Below are 17,306 nucleotides of genomic sequence, written 5' to 3'. Positions count from 1 at the left end.
CGCCCGGCGATTCTTCGCCGCGGCACGGAAAGAGTATCACCCCGCTCGCCTAGGGCAACCTAATTGGCGGCGACCCTCACCTGGGTGTCGCGCGCATAGGGATCGTCGAGGAAGGCGAGTTCGCCCTGCCCCGGCTGGACGGTGAGGTAGGTGATGTAGATCGGCACAGGCTCGGCCAGGTTGACCTGCTGTTCGGGCTGGGTCTTCTTCCCCCGCTTGGGCAGCGCGGTTCCCAGCAGCCACTTGTGCATCCGTCCCGCATCCTCGAGGCGCACGCAGCCGGAAGACAGTTGCCGCGCGCTTTCCTTCATCAGGTGAAGGTCGGGCGTGTCATGCAGGTAGATGCCCTGCGGATTGGGGAATTCGAACTTCACCGCGCCCATGAAGTTGTCGCCGCCCGGCAACTGGCGCACGTGCACGTTGCGCAGGCCCTCGTGCACCGCCAGCCAGTCGACCGTCTTGGGATCGATCACCTTGGCATCGGCGGTCCACCCGTCGAGCACCTGGTAGCCGCGCGAGGAGAGGTATTTCTGCCCCTGGTCGAGAACGTTGGCCGCGATGTTCGTGCGGACCAGGTCGTCGGGCACGTTCCAGTAGGGGCTGTGGATGGCATGGCGGATGAAGCCGGCCATCGCCGGGGTCTGCTGATCGGGCTTGCCGACCACGACCTTCATCGAATCGACCGGCCGGCCGTTCTCGTACATCCACAAGCGCGCGCTGGCGGTGTCGACCAGAACGTACCTGCCCTGGTTCATCGCGGGGATCGCCCTGGCACGGGCCAGATTGGTCCAGATCTGCCGGCGCTGGGCGGAGCTGTAGGTGGGATCCTCCATCGCCTTGCGCAGGGGAGCGTAGTACGGGTGCATCCAGCCCATGTCGTCGATGTAGCTCTCGAGCGAGGGCACGGCGGCAGCGGCCTGCAGCGCATGGAAGCGCGAAGGTATGGCAGGCTTGAGCGCTTCGCTTTCGTAGATCATCGGCAGCGAGGGGCCGGCGCGCATCCCGCGAACGTAGTCGGCAAAGGCCGCGGACAGTGATACTTCGGCCCGCGCCTGGTCGTCCTCGTCGCCGCGCAGGGCGCGCTCGACGAGGCTCGCGAGCTTCCTGTCGCCGATCTTGCGCGGGTCGAGTCCGTCGAACTCGGCCGTGCGCAGGCGGTAGAGCAGGAGAGTCGCGGCGCCGGTCGGCCGGCCGGCCGCGTCGAGCCAGATCGGGGCGTTGCCGCGCGCGGCATAGAAGCCCCGAAGGTCCTTGTCGGCCCGCTTGCCGATTTCCTTGCGCAGGTCCTGGCTCGCGGCCATCCCTGCGGCCGATTGGGCCTGTGCTGCGGACGGCAGCGGCACGAGAAGTGCCACTGCCGCCGCCATCGTCAGTGAACGGAACATGCTGCTTCTTAGCATCCCATCTCTGCTTCGCCGATGAACGAAGCGGTCGATCAGCCGCGTTCGCCGGTGTAACCGGCCGGGATCGGCTGCACGACCGGGGCGCCCGAGTAGTACTGCCCTTCGCGGACATAACCGTCGGCACAGCCGTCGTTGTTGCTGTCGGCCCAGACCGCGCCGGCAAGACCGCCAACGGCCGCACCAATCGCCGCGCCTTCGAGCACGCCGAGGCCGCCGATCAGCGCGCCAGCGCCCGCACCAACGGCCGCACCGGCAGCGCCGGTCCGCAGTGCCGTGCCGCCGACCGAGGGGCACGAGCGGGTCGAGGCCGCCTGGTACCCGGCCGGGGCGCCTTCGTAGTACTGGCCGTTGTAGACGTAACCGTCGGCCCGGCCGTCGTTGTTGCGATCCGACCAGACGGCGCCGGCAAGTCCGCCGACGGCAGCGCCGATGGCCGCGCCTTCGAGTACGCCCAGACCGCCAATCGCCGCACCGGCGCCCGCGCCCAGCGCACCGCCGATGGCGGCGCCGGTTCCGGCCGAGGCCAGCGTGTCGTCGCTGGGATAGCTGCTGCAGGCGGCCAGCGGCAGGCTGGCGGCGGCAAGCACACTTACGAGAACCTTGTTCATCACATTTCTCCTTCGAAAAGATCTTGCGGCGGCCACGCCAGCGTCCCTGAATTGGGGCCTGCACGTCTTGGCCTCTGGCCCCGTAACGGGCGCTCGCCGTGGCGGTTCCGGCCAAATACGGGTCGAAACGTGGAACACGTTCAATTTCAGGGACGAATCGTCGGGATTTTCAGCGCGGCACCCAGGTAAAGTCCGTCCGCACCGACCAGGCAATTGGTTGCCCCTGTGCATCGCGCGCAGGGCGAAAGCGAAAACGCTGGGTCACCAAGCTGCACGTTGTCTGGTCGAGCGACGCATAACCGCTCGATCGTTCGATCGTGCAGCGCTCGACAGTGCCGCTGGCCGAAACCAACAGGGCAATTGAGACCGTCCCCCTGGCCCCTCGGGGCGCATTGGCACGGCGGTAATCGCCGTCCGTCAGGGCCCCGGCTATGCGGACGGGCGGCGTCACCGTCCCGCTGCCGCGCCCAGCCCCTCCGCTTCCCGCACCGCTGCCGCTGCCCTGTCCGCCGGTCCCGGCGCCAGAACCGGCTGCCGTGCCCTCACCGCTCGCCGCGCCTGCGCCGGCATCGGGCGCGGGCGGGACCGGCTGCGGGACCGGCAATGGTCGCGGCGGCTCCGGCTGCGCAGGTTCGGCGGTATCGCCGCGGCTCGGCGGCGCGGCCGCGCCGTCCTCGACGTTGTCGGGCGGGGGCGGCGGGGAAGGCGGCGGAGGGGACGCGGGGACGATCGCGACAAGGTCCGGTTGCTCGTCGCTCACCTCGTTCGAGCCCTGCAGCGTGAGAAGCGCGGCAAGGATCAGCGCATTGGCCCCGGCCGCGCCGATGAAACCCAGGATGCGAGTGCGTCTGTCAGCCACCCCGCATCAATGCGCGGCCGGCCGCTGGGGTCCGCTCAGTCCGCCGCGTCGAGCCCGTAGGCGGTGTGGAGCACGCGGACGGCCAGCTCGGTCTCGTCCTCGTCGATCAGCACCGAGACCTTGATCTCGCTGGTGCTGATCGCCTGGATGTTGATCCCGCGGTCGGCCAGCGCCTTGAACATGGTCGCGGCGACGCCGGCATGGCTCTTCATGCCCACGCCGACGACGCTAATCTTGGCGACCTTGCTGTCGGTGATCACGCGGTTGAAGCCGATCGTGTCCTTCTTGTCCTCCAGCAGGGCCTGCGCGCGCGCGAGATCGGCCTGGGGCACGGTGAAGGTCACGTCGGTCTCGCCCTTCTCGCGGCCGACGTTCTGGATGATCATGTCGACGTTGATCGACGCGTCGCCCAGGGGCGCGAAAATGTTGGCGACGGCGCCCGGCTTGTCGGGCACCCGCGTCAGCACGATGCGCGCCTCATTCTTGTCGTGGGCGATGCCGGTCACGAGCTGGCGTTCCATGTCGAGAGTCTCCATTTCCTCGTCCGAGACGATCATCGTGCCGGGCAGGTCGTCGGCCGGCGGCGCATCGTCGTCGATAAAGCTCGAAAGCACCTGAACGCGCACGTTCTTCTTCATCGCCAGGCCAACCGAACGGGTCTGCAGCACCTTTGCGCCGACCGAGGCCAGCTCGAGCATTTCCTCGTAGGTCACGTGGCTCAGCTTGCGGGCGCGGGCGACGATGCGCGGGTCGGTGGTGTAGACCCCATCGACGTCGGTGTAGATGTCGCACCGGTCGGCCCCGATGGCGGCGGCCACGGCGACAGCCGAGGTGTCCGACCCGCCGCGGCCCAGAGTGGTGACCCGCCCTTCGCTGCTCAGGCCCTGGAAGCCGGGGATCACGGCGATCTCGCCGGCGGCCATGGAAGCGGTCAGCCGTTCGGCGTCGATCTCGCCGACGCGGGCCTTGGAATAGGTGTCGAACGTGTGGATCGGCAGCTGCCAGCCGAGCCACGAACGGGCCTTGCAGCCCATCGACTGCAGGGTGAGCGCCAGCAGCCCGCTGGTCACCTGCTCGCCGCTGGCCACGACCACGTCGTACTCGGCCGGGTCGTAGAGCGGATTGGCCTCGCGGCAGAAGGTGACGAGGCGATCGGTCTCGCCCGCCATCGCCGAAACGACCACGGCCACCTCGTGCCCGGCGGCCTGCTGCTTGCGCACGATGCTCGCCACGCGGCGGATGCGCTCGGTCCCGGCCATCGATGTGCCGCCGAATTTCATCACGATGCGGGCCACGCGCGTTGTTCCCCTGCTGGCGATACGTTCGGCGCGCTGTTAGGAGCGGGATATGTCCGATGCAACTGTAACCCATGCAACCAAAATGGGCGGCACGACCATCCGCCCGTCCGAGGCGGCGCACTTCGGCGCGCTGGCGGCGGACTGGTGGGACCCGAAGGGCTCTTCGGCGATGCTCCACCGCCTCAACCCGGTGCGGCTCGCCTTTCTGCGCGAGGCGATCGACCTGCACTGGGGCGGCGATGTGGAGAGCCTGAAACCTCTCGCCGGGAAGCGCGCACTCGACGTCGGCTGCGGCGCGGGCCTGCTGTGCGAGCCCCTGGCGCGGCTCGGCGCCGCGGTGACCGGGGTGGATGCGGCGGCCGAGAACGTCGCCGCGGCCCAGGCCCACGCGGCGGGGGCCGGCCTGGCGATCGACTATCGCGCCGGCGAGCTCGGCTCGCTCGAGCTTGGCCGGTTCGACCTCGTCACCGCGATGGAAGTGATCGAGCATGTCGCCGACAAGGGCGCCTTCGTCGCCGCGCTCGCGACACACCTTTCGCCGGGCGGCCTGATGGTCCTGTCGACCCCCAATCGCACGGCGGCGTCTCGCCTGCTTCTGGTCGGCGCGGCCGAGGCTGTCGGCATGGTGCCGCGCGGCACGCACCACTGGGAGGATTTCGTCACGCCGGACGAGCTCAAGGGTTTGCTGGCAGACGCCGGGCTCGCGATGGGGCCGGTGCGCGGGATTGCGTTCTCGCCGATGAAGGGCCTGCATCTGGCCGACGATCTTTCGCTCAACTACATCGTCACCGCCCGCCGCGCATGAGCGTGGATGCCCTCAAGGCGCGGCTGCGGAAGGACCTGAAGGCGGCCATGCGCGCCGGCGAGAAGGCAGAGGTCGGCCTGTTGCGCAATCTTGCGGCCGCGCTCGACAATGCCGAGGCCGCTACCGTCGCGCGCTACCGCCGGGCTTGCTAGGCGGCCGATAACGCGGCATCCCGGGGCCGAACCGGGGAGAACGAGATTGGCCGCCACCGAAGCAGCTCAGGCGCGCCTGGTCCTGAGCGAAAGCCGCTTCCTGCGCTATGTCACGCTGGCGCTGTTCTACGTTTCGCAGGGCGTGCCGGCGGGCGTGACCATCATCGGCATTCCCGCCTGGGCGGCGGCGAGCGGAGCCTCGGCCGAAACGGTCGCCTCGCTGGTGGCGGCGGCCTACCTGGCGCCCAGCTTCAAGTTCCTCATCGGCCCGCTCGTCGACCGCTACGGCTTTCTGCCGATGGGCAAGCGCCGGCCTTGGCTGATCGGCGCCCAGGCCGTCATGACCCTAGCCTGGATCGCCGCCGCGGTGATCGCCCCCGGGCCGAACGACACCGCGGTGCTGGTGGCCATTACCTTCCTGGTCTCGGGGGCGACGGCGATCCAGGACGTCGCGGCCGACGGGCTCGCGGTCGACCTGCTGCAGGAAGGGGAAGAAGGCCCTGCCGGCGCCTACACCTTCGGCTCGGCGATCATCAGCATGGCGGCCAGCGGCGCGGCGGCCGGATACCTGCTGCAGTACTACGGGCCGCAGGTGACCTTCCTCGCCTTCCTGCCGGTGATCGCGCTGGTCACCGTCTTCGCCGTGCTGGTGCGCGAGCGGCCGGGCGAGCGGCGCTGGCCGTGGAGCCCGGGCGAAGCCTCGCCCGACGCGCTGCACTCCAAGCCCGAGCGCTGGCTGCCGCTGATGGGCGAGGTGCTGCGCCAGATCGTCAAGCGCGACAGCCTGATCTACATCGCCTCGGTCGTCGCGGTCGGACTGGCCGCGGGGATGAGCACCCCGATGTGGACCCTCTATGCGACGAACCTCGCCGGGTTCGACGCGGCGGGCTACACCGCGCTCAGTTCGGGCATCGCCCTGCCCGCCACGGGCATCGGCATCCTGCTGATGGGCTGGCTGGCGCCGCGCTTCGGTGCCCGCAACCTGCTGGCGGCCATGGTGCTGGGGCAGGCCGCGGTCGCCGCGGTCGCGGGCTTCTCCCCGCTCGCCTTCACCACCGCCGCGGCGTTCACCGCGCTGATGATCGGCGACGGCTCGTTCAGCCCGATGCGGCAGATGGGGCAGCAGTCGATCCGCATGGCGCTGTCGGAATCGAAGGTCGGCGCGACGCAGATGACGGTCTACAACTCGCTCGGCAACTTCCCGCTGTCCGGCGGGGCCGCGCTGTTCGCCGCGATGGGCGGGCTTGCGGCGCTGTCCTTCATCCTGTGGACGATGGCCGGGCTCTACGCGCTGGGCATCGTCTTCATCCTCCTGCTGCGGATCGGGCGCCGGGTCCCGGCTCCCGTCCCCCAGGCGATCCTGCATGAATGAAGTCGACTACATCGTCGTCGGCGCGGGCAGCGCCGGCTGCGTCGTCGCCGCGCGCCTGAGCGAGGACCCGGCCGCCACGGTCGCGCTGCTCGAGGCCGGGCCCGATGCCGACAGCGCGATGATCCGCATGCCGCTGGCCTGGATGCCGGTCGCCGCCGATCCGCGCTGGGGCTGGAACCTGATGAGCGAGCCCGACCCGCACCTGGGCGGCCGGCCGCAGCCCCTGCCGCGCGGCAAGCTGCTGGGCGGGTCGAGCTCGATCAACGGCACGATGTACATCCGCGGCCACCGCGCGGACTACGACGGCTGGCGCGACATGGGCCTGCCGGGCTGGGGCTATGACGACGTGCTGCCCTATTTCCGCAAGTCGGAAGCCAACTGGCGCGGGGCGAGCGCGATCCACGGCGGCGACGGGCCGCTCTCGGTCACCCCGATGCTGCCGCATCCCGAACTGACCCCGGCGATGTTCGCCGCTGGCGAAGCGCTCGGGTATGGGCAGGAGCCGGACTTCGCCGTGCCCGAGCCCGAAGGGTTCGGCATTCCCGATTGCACGATCCGAAAGGGCCACCGCGACAGCACGGCGCGCGCCTACATCGACCCGATCCGCCATCGGCGCAACTTCACGCTCGTCAGTGATGCGCCGGCGACGCGCGTTCTGGTAGAAGACGACAGGGCCGTGGGCGTCGAATTTCATCACCACGGGCAGACCAGGACCCTGCGCGCGCGGCGCGAGGTGATCCTGTGCGGCGGGGCGTTCCACTCGCCGCAGCTGCTGATGCTGAGCGGCATCGGACCCGCCGCCCACCTCAAGGAACACGGTATCGAGGTGCTGCGCGACCTGCCCGGCGTGGGGGGGAACCTGCAGGACCATCCGATCGCGGTGACGATCTGGGCGGCCAGGCAGCCCAACACCTTCGAGCGCGAACTGCGCCTCGACCGGCTTGCCGCCAACGTCGTGCGCTGGGCCCTGACCGGCAAGGGCACGCCCGCGCAGAGCCCGCTCACCGCGCAGGGCTTCGTCCGCTCGGGGCCCGGCCAGGACCGACCGGACCTGCAGTTTCAGGTCAGCCATACCAGCTACATGGCCCGCACCTGGTTCCCGGGGTGGCGCAAGGGCATGGGTCATCAACTGACCGCCGGGTGCGTGCTCCTCAACCCTGCCAGCCGCGGCCAGGTTACGCTCGGCTCCTCCGACCCCGCCGCGCCGCCGAAGATCCTGCTCAATTTCCTGGCCGATCCGGGCGACCGGGACCGGCTGCGCGCCGCGATGCGGCTGATGCGCAGCTTCTTTGCGACCGAGCCGGGCGCAGCGACCGTCGCCGCCGAGATCGCCCCGGGCGCCGAGGCAGCGGACGATGCGGCGCTCGACGCCTGGATGGACCAGACGATCATCAGCGGCGGCCACCCGGCCTGCACCTGCGCGATGGGCACCGGCCCGGACGCCGTGCTCGACGCGGAACTGCGGGTGCGCGGGATCGATGCGCTGCGGGTGGCCGACGCCAGTTCGATGCCGCAGCTCATCCGCGGCAACACCAACGCGCCCACGATCATGATCGGCGAGAAGTGTGCCGATCTCGTTCAGCTTGCGAACAGGTGAGCGTCGCAAACAAGTAACATTTGCAAACTGTCCGCCGCGCCGTAGGGTGCGCGCCGGGGACCAATCTGGGGAAATAGCGCATGACCGAAGCCACAGCCGGACGATCGCTGATCCTGTCCGAGAACAAGATCCTTCGGTACATAAGCTTCTTTATCCTCTATTTCGGCCAGGGCCTGCCGCTCGGCATCGCCACGGTGGCCATGCCAGCCTGGCTCGCCGCCAACGGAGCGCCCGATGCCGACGTGGCGGCGATCGTCGCCACCGCCTATCTTCCCTGGAGCTTCAAGTGGGCCCCGGCGGCCCTGATGGACCGCTACTCATACTTGCCCATGGGGCGGCGCAGGGCCTGGCTCATCCTGGCGTTCGGGCTGATGCTGGCCGGCTATGCGATCGCCGCGTTCACCGCGCCCGGCGTCGGCGACATCCAGGTGCTGGTGGCGATTACCTTCCTGCTCGGCGCAGGGTCGGCGATCCAGGACGTGGCGGTCGACGGCCTGGCGGTCGACATCCTGCCCGAACGCGAACAGGGCCCGGCAAGCTCCTTCATGTTCGGCGGCCAGGCGACCGGTACCGCTGTCTCCGGCGCGGCCGCGGGCTTCCTGCTGTTCGCCTACGGCAGCCAGATCGCCTTCCTCGCCTATCTGCCGGTCATCGTCCTGCTGATGGCCTATGCCATCATCCTGCGCGAACGCCCGGGGGAAAAGCGCTTTCCGTGGAGCCACGGCCAGACCTCGCAGGTCAACCTCGACCGGCATGTGGGCGCCTGGCTGCCGATCCTGGCGGTGACGTTCAAGTCGCTCTTCAAGCGCGACAGCCTAGTCTACGTGGCTTCGGCGGTCGGATATCGAACGGCGGGCGGCATTCTCACCCCGCTGTTCCCCATCCTTGCGACGACCATGCTGCTCAATCCGTTCAACGAAGCGACCTATTCCGCGACGGTTTCGACCGTCGATCTCGTCGTTTCGCTCACCGCGATCGCGGTCGGCAGCTTCCTGACGCTGCGGCTGGGCGCCAAGCGGTCGGCCATGGTCAGCTTTGCAGGTCTCGCAACGGTTGCGGCGTTCATCATGCTGGGCCGGGAATTCTGGCAGATCACCGCGGTGTTCCTGGGCATGTATGCGTTCTATTCGCTGTGCACGACGCTTTCGAGCATCACGACCAATCCGCTGCGGATGCAGCTGAGCGATCCGCGCGTCGCGGCCACTCAGTTCACGATCTACAACTCGATCTCGAACCTGCCCGTGTCGCTGGGCGCCACGCTGTTCGCAGTGCTGGGCGGCACGGCCGCGCTGGCCAGCGTGATGACGGTCGCGATCGGTCTGTTCGTCACCAGCATCGTGATCCTGCTGTTCCTGCGCATCGGCGGTCGGCACATCGAGGTGGAGCCTGTGCCGCTGGTCGACTGACCGCGGCTCAGGCCAGCGCGGAAGTCCATTCCGCCGGATCGAAGCCGACCAGCATCCCGCCCGGGTACTCGACGATCGGGCGCCTGATCGCCGAGGGATGGGCCTGCATCAAGCTGGCGGCACGTGCCGGGTCGAGGCCTTCGCGCTCGCTTTCGGGCAGTTTGCGGAAGGTCGTGCCGCGCCGGTTGAGCACCGCTTCCCAGCTCACGGCAGCGACCCAACCGGCCAGCCTCTCCGGGTCGGCGCCCTCCTTCTTGTAGTCGTGGAAGGTGTAGGCGATGCCCCGCTCGCCCAGCCAGGCGCGCGCCTTCTTGACCGTGTCGCAATTGGGGATGCCGTAGACCTCGATCATGCGCGATCCTTGTCGATGAAGCGCTTGATCTGCGGGGTTTCGCAGCCGAACAGAGTGTATTCGGCGTAGTAATCCGCCCGCCCCCTGTTCTGCACGCCGACGTGGTCTTCCAGCCGGCCCCATGCGCGAGCAGCCTCGCGGCTTTCCCATTCGCTGATTGCCACCACCTCACCATCGGCGGCGGTGTAGGACTTGAACGAGATGTACCCGGGCTGGCGCGCGGCGAGCGCCTCCATCGCCGCAGCGTCGGCGGCATAGGCGGCCTCGTCCATGTCGGCGCGCTTGCGGTTGCGGAAGACGACCAGGTACATCAGCGAGCCCCCAGACCCCGGCCGAGATGCGCATCGGCGATCGCGACGGCCAGCGCGTCGGCGGCGTCCGCACCTTCCACCCTGGCGCCGGGCAGCAGCACCTTCAACATCGCCTGGACCTGCGCCTTCTCCGCCCCCCCGGTGCCGACGACGGCCTTCTTCACCAGCCGGGCCGCGTGTTCGGCCACCGGCACCCCGGCCCGCCCGCACGCGGCCAGGACCGCACCCCGCGCCTGCGCGAGCTTCAGCGTCGATTGCGGGTTCTTGTTGAGGAACACCTCCTCCACCGCCGCGCGGTCGGGCGTGTAGGTGGCGATCAGCGCCGCCACGGCATCGTGCAGGTGGTGCAGCCGCTCGGCCATCGGCGCCTTGGGATCAGTCGGCACCTGGCCGTTCGCAACGTGCGACAACCGCGCCCCTTCGCTGCGCACCAGCCCCCAGCCGGTGCAGGAGAGCGAGGGATCGAGGCCGAGGATCAGCATGGGCCAATCAAGTACAGGACCGCGCTCACAGCCGCAGGCCGAGCCGCGGGCCCAGGTGCATCATCAACAGATAGAGGCCCACCGTCAGCGCACAGCCCGCGGCCAGCGCGAGCCAAAAACCGACCCCGTTCCTGAGCAGCAGCGGGATCAGCAGGAACATCGGCAGGCTGGGCAGGACGTACCAGAACGTGGCCTGGGCATGCACCGCCATGTTCTCCGCATCGGGCCTGGCGTGCCACAGGAAGATCATGCCGAGCACCGAGACCAGCGGCAGCGAGGCGACGATCGCCGCGGTCGCCGGCAGGCGCCGGCCGATCTCGGCAATCGCCGCGATCATCGCCCCTGCGAGCAGCGCCTTGGCGATGACGGTCCACATCAGCGCGGCGCGGTCAAAGCTGGCGGGTTTCGGCGGGTGGATTCAGCCAGTTGTCGTGCAGCCCGTCCTGGTAGGTGACGGGAGCAGCCAGCAGCACTTCGGTGGGCAGGTCGTCGAGCGCAGCCAGCTTCACCGTCAGGAAGGAACCGCCCATGCTGGTGATCACGCCATGGCTGTGCGTGGCGATTCCGCAGCGGGTGCAGAAGCGGTGATGGCCCTCGCCCCAGTCGCCCGAACGGCTGTAGTCGCCCAGCGCGTCTTCACCGCTCAGCAAGCGGAAATCGTCGGCGTCGAGCTGACCCTGGACCCAGCTTCTCTGCTTCCAGCAGAACGTGCAGTTGCATTTCGCCGTGCCGCGCGAAAGGTCGAGATCGGCCTCGAACGTCACCGCCTTGCAGTGACAGCTGCCGCGATACGTCGTCTTGCCCATCGCCACCCCTGCGCGTGCCGGGCCTCAGCCCAGCTTTTCCATCACCTCGTCGGAGACCTCGTAGTTGCCCCAGACGGTCTGCACGTCGTCGTCGTCGTCGAGCGCGTCGATCAGCTTGAACAGCGTCTGCGCATCGCCTTCGGGCACGTCGACCGTCAGATTGGGCTTCCACGCCAGCTTGACGCTCTCGGCCTCGCCAAGCGCCGCCTCGAGCGCCTTGGATACCTCGTGCAGCGCCTCCATGTCGGTCCAGATGGTGTGGCCGTCCTCGGTGCTTTCGACGTCGTCCGCCCCGGCCTCGATCGCGGCTTCGAGCACCTTCTCCTCGTTGCCCACGCTCGCCGGGTATTCGATCAGGCCCTTGCGCTCGAACCCGTGGCTCACCGCGCCGCTGGCGCCCAGGTTGCCGCCGTTCTTGCTGAAGGCGGTGCGGATGTTGGTCGCGGTGCGGTTGCGGTTGTCGGTCAGCGCCTCGACGATCAGCGCCACGCCGCCCGGGCCGTAGCCTTCGTAGCGGATTTCCTCGTAGTTATCCTCGTCGCCCTTGCTCGCCTTGTCGATCGCGCGCTGGATGTTGTCCTTGGGCATCGAGAGCGCCTTGGCGTTGTTCACGGCCAGCCGCAGGCGCGGGTTCATGTCGGGATCGGGCGTGCCCAGCTTGGCGGCCACGGTGATCTCGCGGCTCAGCTTGGAGAACATCGCGGAGCGCTTCTTGTCCTGCGCTCCCTTGCGGTGCATGATGTTTTTGAATTTGGAATGGCCTGCCATTGTCTCGTTCTGCCGGGAATGTCGGGAGTTGTGAGGGGCGCAATAGACTTATGACAGGCGAGCCGACAAGCCTTCGCGACGAGGGTTTGCCAGATAGCGCACCAGCCCCGGACAGCACACTGGACAGGGCCGGGGTGTGGAAGCGCTTCGGCACCTTCGTGCGCCGGCCGCAGGTGCCCGCCCGGGTGACTGGCGTCCGCACGGCGACCTTCCCGGTGCTCGGCAAGCTGTTCCTGCTCGACCTGGCGCTGATGACGGGTCTCATCTGCCTCGCCCTCGCGGCGGAGGCGGCGGGGTTCCAGATGCCGGCGCACATGCTCGATGCGCTCGAGTTCACTCCGCTGCTGCTGCTGTTCATCCTGATCGGCGCGCCGGTGGGCGAGGAGCTGATCTTCCGCAGCTGGCTGTCCGGGCGCCCCGGGCACGTGGGTGCCTGCCTGCTGGTCCTGCTGTTCGCCCCGCTGACCGCGTTTGCCGCCGGCCTTGGCGGGCCCTACGCCGCCGTCGCCACCGGGGCGGCCGGGCTGGTGCTGACGCTGTGGCTGCTGTGGCGGAAACGCGGGCGCCCGCCGATGGCCTTCTTCGCCCGTCACTTTCGCTGGTTCTACTGGGGCAGCGCGCTGGCCTTCGCCGGCATCCACCTGTCCAACTTCACCGAAGGCAACGCGCTGTTCCTGCTGCCGCTGACCCTGCCGCAACTGCTGCTCGGCCTGATACTGGGCTACGTGCGGGTCCACTTCGGCGTCTGGGCCAACACCGCGTTCCACGCAGCGCACAACTCGCTGTTCATCGGGCTGGTGCTGTGGGGGATGAGCAGCGCGAGCTAAGGCGGGCGGCCCTTGCGGAAGAGGAAGCCAACGCCGCTTCAAATAAAGTCGCGAACTTCATGGATGCCCTTCCCAGGCTGTGGTAGTACCGTAAGTTCTTCCGTGCTCGCCGGCGGATTCGATCTTCGAGCGGGCGCCGGGGAAGGCTTTCACTCCCGTCAGTCTCCGGCTTCCGAAGGCTTCGGCCATGGAATTCTTTACGCCCCTGAAACCGGAAACGGCGAGCAGCCTGGGGATGGCGCTCGTGGTAACGTCCAGCACCCCCCTGATCCTGCTGAGCGATCAGCTTGTGGTAACCGCCGCCAGCAATTCGTTTTGCAATAGCTTCGGCATCGATTGCGAGAGCGTGGTCGGCAAGGACCTGTTCGCACTCGGCAACGGCGAGTGGGATATCCCCCAGTTGCGATCGCTGCTGTCTGCTACCGCCGCCGGAAGCGCTGCTATCGACGCTTACGAAATGGACTTGAAGGCAGACGGTCAGCCCGTCCGCCAACTGCTCATCCATGCTCATGTCCTCGATCACAACGACGATGAGGCGCTCCGCCTCGTGGTGGCGATCTCCGACGTAACCGAGGCCCGGGCCGCGCGGCTCGCCAACGAGGCGCTGGTGCGGGACAAGCACATACTGGTCCAGGAACTGAACCATCGCGTAGCCAACAGCCTCCAGATCATCGCCAGCGTTCTGATGCAACGCGTGCGAACTGCCCAGTCGGAGGAGACGCGCCATTACCTGCGCGATGCCCATCACCGCGTGATGTCGGTCGCCACCCTGCAACGCCAACTGGCCTCGACCGCCACGGGCAAGGTGTCGCTGCGGGCCTATTTCACGGACCTTTGCGCCAGCATCGGCGCGTCGATGATCCCCGACCCTGCCATGCTGACCCTGACCGTCACGGCCGACGACAGCGAGACGACCGCGGACCGGTCCGTCAGCATGGGTCTGATCGTCACCGAACTGGTGATCAACTCGCTCAAGCACGCCTATCCGGATGACGCGAAGGGTGTGATCAGGATCGGCTTCACATCGACCGGCAGCGCATGGACACTGACCGTCGCCGACGACGGGATCGGCATTCAGGGCGATCACTCGAACGCGAAGCCCGGGCTTGGAACCGGCATCGTCAATGCGCTCGCCGCCCAATTATCCGCCACGGTGGAAGTGACCGATGCCCATCCGGGCTGCCTGGTATCCATCATCCATCGATAAATTCCGTCGCCTTCCCGCCCCGGAAAGGGGCTCATAACGCCGACCTGCGCGCTTCCCGTCGGAACAACCCCGTCCCGCGAAGCTTTGGTTGCATGGTTACCTGAACCGCCCGAGCGATTTTTCTGCCGAGAAACAGCGTTCCTGCCCTCACCGGAGATCGAACCTTGTTTCACGCGCTCATCATCGAAGACGAGCTCCTGCTCGCTCTCGCCGTCGAAGACACCCTACGAGAATTCGGTTACGCGACGTTCGCCCTCGCCACGTCAATGAACGAGGCGGTCGAGGCTGCCACGAGCCAATGCCCCGACCTGATCGTGGCCGATCACCGCATAACCAATGGTACGGGTACCGAAGCGGTGCAGACGATTTGCTCCGACAAGGCGATCCCTGTGGTCTTCGTGACCGGCAGCGGACCCGAAGTGCGGGAGAAGCTGCCGAATGCCTTCGTCGTCGGGAAGCCTTTTTCGCGGGCCCAGCTCGAGGGAGCCGTCAAAGGCGCAGTCGCGAACCCGTACCGACACATCCCCATCGACTGATCGTCGCGGTTGGCGGTGAGGCATGCCGAGGCCCGGCATTTCGGGCAAGCAGGCTTTGTGCGCTGCTCGCTAGATCAGCCGTTGCCACCATCCGACGTCGCGCCAGGCACCGAGTTTCCAGCCGACTTCGCGGTAGGTGCCAAGGTGGGTGAAGCCCATCGCCTCGTGCAGGCCGATGCTGGCCGCGTTGGGGAGCGCAATACCGGCGAAGGCGGCGTGATAGCGGCCGGCTAGCCGCCCCAGCAACGCGGCATAGAGCGCGCGGCCGATGCCCCGCCGCCCGTAGGCTGGGTCGACATAGACCGCCACATCGCAACTGCTGGCATAAGCGGCGCGGCTGCGGTGGGGGGAGGCATAGGCATATCCCGCCACGGCGCCCTCCGCCTCGGCTACCAGCCAGGCGTGGCTCGCGCCGTACTCGGCGATACGGCGGGCCATCTCCTCGGCCGTCGGCGGCTCAAGCTCGAAACTGATCCAGGTATCCAGCACGAACGGCGCGTAGATCGCCGCGCACCGCGCGGCATCGGCCGGGGTCGCGGGCCGGATACCGCCCGTCAGACGAGCACCGCGGTGCCGCTGACGCTGACCATCAGCATCGATCCGGTCTTGCCGATCACCTCGTAGTCGATGTCGCAACCGATCACCGCGTTGCCGCCCAGCGCGCGGCACTGGTCGCACATCTCCTCGATCGCCTGGGTGCGCGCACGGCCGAGCACCTCCTCGTACTGGCCAGAGCGCCCGCCCAGCAAGTCGGTGACCGAGGCGAAGATGTCGCGGAACAGGTTCGCGCCCACGATGACCTCGCCGGTGACGATGCCGTAGTAGTCCTTCACCGGCCGGCCTTCGATGCCGTTGGTGGTGGTCACGATCATGCCGGTGGGATTGCGGCCCCAGGGGCTGTGGCTAGCCATTGACGATGGTTCCTCCGTTCGGGTGCAGCACCTGGCCGGACATATAGCTCGAATCCTCGCAGGCGAGGAAGAGGAATGCCGGCGCCACCTCGTTGGGTTCGCCGGGGCGGCCCATCGGGGTGTTCTCGCCAAAGTGTTCCATCTTTTCCGGGCTCGACCCGCCCATCGGGTTGAGCGGGGTCCAGATCGGCCCCGGCGCCACCGCGTTGACACGGATGCCCTCGCCGATCAGGTTCTCGCTCAGCGAGCGGGTGAAGGCGGTGATCGCGCCCTTGGTGCTGGAGTAATCGAGCAGTTCCTTGCTGCCCTGGTACATCGTCACGCTGGTGCAGTTGACGATCGCGGCGCCCTTCTTGAGATGCGGCCGGGCGGCCTGGACGAGGTAGAACATCGAGAAGATGTTGCTCTGGAACGTGCGCTGCAGCTGTTCCACGGTGATGTCGGTGATGTCCTTGTCGGGATGCTGCTCGCCGGCATTGTTGACCAGTACGTCGAGCCGGCCCCACTTGCCGATCACCTTGTCGACAAGCGCCTTACCGACCTCGGGATCGCCCAGGTCGCCCCGATGCAGCAGCGCCTCGGAGCCTTCCTGCTCGATCGCGTCGGCTGTAATCCGCGCGTCGTCGTCTTCCTCGAGATAGGCGATCGCCACCTTCGCGCCCTCGCGCGCGAACAGCACGGCGGTCGCCCGGCCGATGCCGCTGTCGCCGCCGGTCACGATTGCGACTTTGCCGTCCAGCCGGCCGGAGCCGGGATAGCGCGGCTCCCACCTGGGCTTGCGATCGAGCTGGGTTTCGTGGCCCGGCATCCGGGGCTCTTCGCCCGTTTCCTCGACGAAGGCCCTTTCGACGGTCTGGGTATCGCTGGTCATCGGTGAACTCCTTTCACCGCAACCAACCGCTTGAAAAGCGGCGCGTTCCTTCGGCCTGCCGCGCGTGCGCCTCAGCCGAGGCCGAGCGCCGCCTTGTAGGTATCGAGGATGGCTTCCATCTCCGCCCGGTCGTCGGGCTTCATCTTCCTGAGGCGCACGATCTGGCGCATGATCTTGGCGTCGTAGCCCACCGCCTTGGCCTCGGCGTAGACGTCGCGGATGTCGTCGGCGATGCCCTTCTTCTCTTCCTCGAGGCGTTCGACGCGTTCGATCAGGAGGCGCAGGCGGTCATCGGTGGCGTTGGCCATTGGGGTAGCTCCGGTGATGTCAGAATCGGTTGCCGCGCTGATAGCGACCCGGCCGGAGCGGGTGAACCGGGTGGAAAACTTTTCCTCAGGTGCCCTGGTTGCGCGCCATGCTCGCTTCCATCCGGGCGATCTGCTCGGGCGTCGCCTCGCCCTGGCGGGTGGCCTTCCATTCGGCCCCGGGCATGCCGTGGATCAGCTCGCGCGCGGCGTCCTTGTCGCCCTCGTAGCCGGCATCGCGAATCCAGTCGGCCAGGCAGTTGCGGCAGAATCCGGCCAGGCCCATCAGGTCGATGTTCTCGGCATCGTGGCGGTGGCGCAGATGGCGCACCAGCCGGCGGAAAGCGGCGGCGGCGACATCGTCGGGAAGGTCGTCGAGCTGGTCGGTCATGGCAAGTGCGTCCTTGTCTTGTCGCCCCGCCATGTCATA

23 protein-coding genes are annotated in these 17,306 nt (G+C 68.0%); 8 read left to right on the top strand and 15 right to left on the bottom strand.

Translation table 11 applies throughout. The features are described 5' to 3' along the window. Nucleotides 1-59 precede the first annotated feature (59 nt). The 4 genes from ACWPMZ_RS01320 to ACWPMZ_RS01305 all read right to left on the bottom strand — a co-directional run bounded on the left by ACWPMZ_RS01320 (nucleotide 60) and on the right by ACWPMZ_RS01305 (nucleotide 4,165). Nucleotides 60-1,385, bottom strand: a complete 1,326-nt coding sequence (locus ACWPMZ_RS01320) for a L,D-transpeptidase scaffold domain-containing protein (protein WP_455702233.1) — start codon at nucleotides 1,383-1,385, stop codon at nucleotides 60-62. Between the two features lie 50 nt (nucleotides 1,386-1,435). Continuing rightward, entirely contained in the window at nucleotides 1,436-2,011 is a 576-nt protein-coding gene (locus ACWPMZ_RS01315) for a hypothetical protein (protein WP_455702232.1), read from the bottom strand. A 169-nt stretch (nucleotides 2,012-2,180) separates the two neighbouring features. After that, nucleotides 2,181-2,870 carry a TonB family protein gene (locus ACWPMZ_RS01310; RefSeq protein ID WP_455702231.1) on the bottom strand — a complete coding sequence of 230 codons (690 nt, stop codon included), beginning with the start codon at nucleotides 2,868-2,870 and terminating at the stop codon, nucleotides 2,181-2,183. Nucleotides 2,871-2,905: 35 nt separating this feature from the next. Then, nucleotides 2,906-4,165, bottom strand: coding sequence for an aspartate kinase (locus ACWPMZ_RS01305; protein ID WP_455702230.1), 1,260 nt, complete (start codon nucleotides 4,163-4,165; stop codon nucleotides 2,906-2,908). 52 nt (nucleotides 4,166-4,217) lie between these two features. Between ACWPMZ_RS01305 and ubiG the strand changes: the two genes are divergently transcribed. The 5 genes from ubiG (at nucleotide 4,218) to ACWPMZ_RS01280 (ending at nucleotide 9,500) form a co-directional block, all read left to right on the top strand. Continuing rightward, nucleotides 4,218-4,973, top strand: coding sequence for a bifunctional 2-polyprenyl-6-hydroxyphenol methylase/3-demethylubiquinol 3-O-methyltransferase UbiG (gene ubiG / locus ACWPMZ_RS01300; protein WP_455702229.1), 756 nt, complete (start codon nucleotides 4,218-4,220; stop codon nucleotides 4,971-4,973). Next, complete coding sequence (locus tag ACWPMZ_RS01295; protein WP_455702228.1) at nucleotides 4,970-5,125, top strand: hypothetical protein; 156 nt, start codon at nucleotides 4,970-4,972, stop codon at nucleotides 5,123-5,125. The genes ubiG and ACWPMZ_RS01295 overlap by 4 nt, the downstream gene beginning before the upstream one ends. A gap of 46 nt (nucleotides 5,126-5,171) precedes the next feature. Further along, entirely contained in the window at nucleotides 5,172-6,497 is a 1,326-nt protein-coding gene (locus tag ACWPMZ_RS01290; RefSeq protein WP_455702227.1) for an MFS transporter, read from the top strand. Next, nucleotides 6,490-8,094 (top strand): GMC family oxidoreductase, encoded by a 1,605-nt coding sequence (locus ACWPMZ_RS01285; RefSeq protein WP_455702226.1) that lies wholly within the window; start codon nucleotides 6,490-6,492, stop codon nucleotides 8,092-8,094. The genes ACWPMZ_RS01290 and ACWPMZ_RS01285 overlap by 8 nt, the downstream gene beginning before the upstream one ends. 80 nt (nucleotides 8,095-8,174) lie before the next feature. Next, nucleotides 8,175-9,500 carry an MFS transporter gene (locus ACWPMZ_RS01280; RefSeq protein ID WP_455702225.1) on the top strand — a complete coding sequence of 442 codons (1,326 nt, stop codon included), beginning with the start codon at nucleotides 8,175-8,177 and terminating at the stop codon, nucleotides 9,498-9,500. A gap of 7 nt (nucleotides 9,501-9,507) precedes the next feature. On the opposite strand, the gene ACWPMZ_RS01275 is transcribed toward ACWPMZ_RS01280, so the two are convergent. Genes ACWPMZ_RS01275 through ACWPMZ_RS01250 form a run of 6 tightly spaced genes read right to left on the bottom strand, consistent with a single transcriptional unit; the run spans nucleotide 9,508 to nucleotide 12,219 of the window. Beyond that, nucleotides 9,508-9,852 carry an arsenate reductase gene (locus ACWPMZ_RS01275; protein ID WP_455702224.1) on the bottom strand — a complete coding sequence of 115 codons (345 nt, stop codon included), beginning with the start codon at nucleotides 9,850-9,852 and terminating at the stop codon, nucleotides 9,508-9,510. Then, nucleotides 9,849-10,163, bottom strand: coding sequence for an antibiotic biosynthesis monooxygenase family protein (locus ACWPMZ_RS01270; RefSeq protein ID WP_455702223.1), 315 nt, complete (start codon nucleotides 10,161-10,163; stop codon nucleotides 9,849-9,851). The genes ACWPMZ_RS01275 and ACWPMZ_RS01270 overlap by 4 nt, the downstream gene beginning before the upstream one ends. Further along, a complete protein-coding gene (gene ruvC / locus ACWPMZ_RS01265; RefSeq protein WP_455702222.1) occupies nucleotides 10,163-10,645 on the bottom strand; it encodes a crossover junction endodeoxyribonuclease RuvC in 483 nt (160 codons plus the stop codon). The genes ACWPMZ_RS01270 and ruvC overlap by 1 nt, the downstream gene beginning before the upstream one ends. A 25-nt stretch (nucleotides 10,646-10,670) precedes the next feature. After that, nucleotides 10,671-11,021: a DUF3147 family protein gene (locus ACWPMZ_RS01260; RefSeq protein ID WP_455702221.1), complete on the bottom strand. Its 351-nt coding sequence runs from the start codon at nucleotides 11,019-11,021 to the stop codon at nucleotides 10,671-10,673. A 13-nt stretch (nucleotides 11,022-11,034) separates the two neighbouring features. Then, the gene (locus ACWPMZ_RS01255) at nucleotides 11,035-11,451 is read right to left on the bottom strand and encodes a GFA family protein (RefSeq protein ID WP_455702220.1); all 417 of its coding nucleotides are present in this window, start codon (nucleotides 11,449-11,451) and stop codon (nucleotides 11,035-11,037) included. Between the two features lie 24 nt (nucleotides 11,452-11,475). After that, nucleotides 11,476-12,219, bottom strand: coding sequence for a YebC/PmpR family DNA-binding transcriptional regulator (locus ACWPMZ_RS01250; RefSeq protein ID WP_455702219.1), 744 nt, complete (start codon nucleotides 12,217-12,219; stop codon nucleotides 11,476-11,478). 134 nt (nucleotides 12,220-12,353) lie between these two features. Here ACWPMZ_RS01250 and ACWPMZ_RS01245 point away from each other — a divergent pair, with 134 nt between their 5' ends. The 3 genes from ACWPMZ_RS01245 to ACWPMZ_RS01235 all read left to right on the top strand — a co-directional run bounded on the left by ACWPMZ_RS01245 (nucleotide 12,354) and on the right by ACWPMZ_RS01235 (nucleotide 14,789). After that, nucleotides 12,354-13,046 (top strand): CPBP family glutamic-type intramembrane protease, encoded by a 693-nt coding sequence (locus ACWPMZ_RS01245; RefSeq protein WP_455702218.1) that lies wholly within the window; start codon nucleotides 12,354-12,356, stop codon nucleotides 13,044-13,046. A 187-nt stretch (nucleotides 13,047-13,233) separates the two neighbouring features. Continuing rightward, nucleotides 13,234-14,253 carry a sensor histidine kinase gene (locus ACWPMZ_RS01240; protein ID WP_455702217.1) on the top strand — a complete coding sequence of 340 codons (1,020 nt, stop codon included), beginning with the start codon at nucleotides 13,234-13,236 and terminating at the stop codon, nucleotides 14,251-14,253. Nucleotides 14,254-14,417: 164 nt separating this feature from the next. Then, nucleotides 14,418-14,789 carry a response regulator gene (locus ACWPMZ_RS01235; RefSeq protein WP_455702216.1) on the top strand — a complete coding sequence of 124 codons (372 nt, stop codon included), beginning with the start codon at nucleotides 14,418-14,420 and terminating at the stop codon, nucleotides 14,787-14,789. 69 nt (nucleotides 14,790-14,858) lie between these two features. Here the strand turns inward: ACWPMZ_RS01235 and ACWPMZ_RS01230 are convergent, their stop codons facing one another. The 5 genes from ACWPMZ_RS01230 to ACWPMZ_RS01210 form a co-directional block, all read right to left on the bottom strand. Further along, entirely contained in the window at nucleotides 14,859-15,335 is a 477-nt protein-coding gene (locus ACWPMZ_RS01230) for an arsinothricin resistance N-acetyltransferase ArsN1 family B (protein WP_455704149.1), read from the bottom strand. 8 nt (nucleotides 15,336-15,343) lie between these two features. After that, entirely contained in the window at nucleotides 15,344-15,661 is a 318-nt protein-coding gene (locus tag ACWPMZ_RS01225; RefSeq protein WP_455704148.1) for a heavy metal-binding domain-containing protein, read from the bottom strand. Nucleotides 15,662-15,692: 31 nt separating this feature from the next. Further along, entirely contained in the window at nucleotides 15,693-16,571 is an 879-nt protein-coding gene (locus ACWPMZ_RS01220) for an SDR family oxidoreductase (RefSeq protein WP_455702215.1), read from the bottom strand. 71 nt (nucleotides 16,572-16,642) lie between these two features. Then, entirely contained in the window at nucleotides 16,643-16,879 is a 237-nt protein-coding gene (locus ACWPMZ_RS01215; RefSeq protein WP_455702214.1) for a DUF2312 domain-containing protein, read from the bottom strand. Nucleotides 16,880-16,964: 85 nt separating this feature from the next. Further along, nucleotides 16,965-17,267 carry a DUF1244 domain-containing protein gene (locus tag ACWPMZ_RS01210; RefSeq protein WP_455702213.1) on the bottom strand — a complete coding sequence of 101 codons (303 nt, stop codon included), beginning with the start codon at nucleotides 17,265-17,267 and terminating at the stop codon, nucleotides 16,965-16,967. Nucleotides 17,268-17,306: the final 39 nt, after the last annotated feature.

It is taken from the genome of Tsuneonella sp. HG222, from assembly GCF_053819185.1.
Note: the sequence above shows the minus strand (reverse complement) of the source record. Positions and strands in the feature narration are given on the sequence as shown.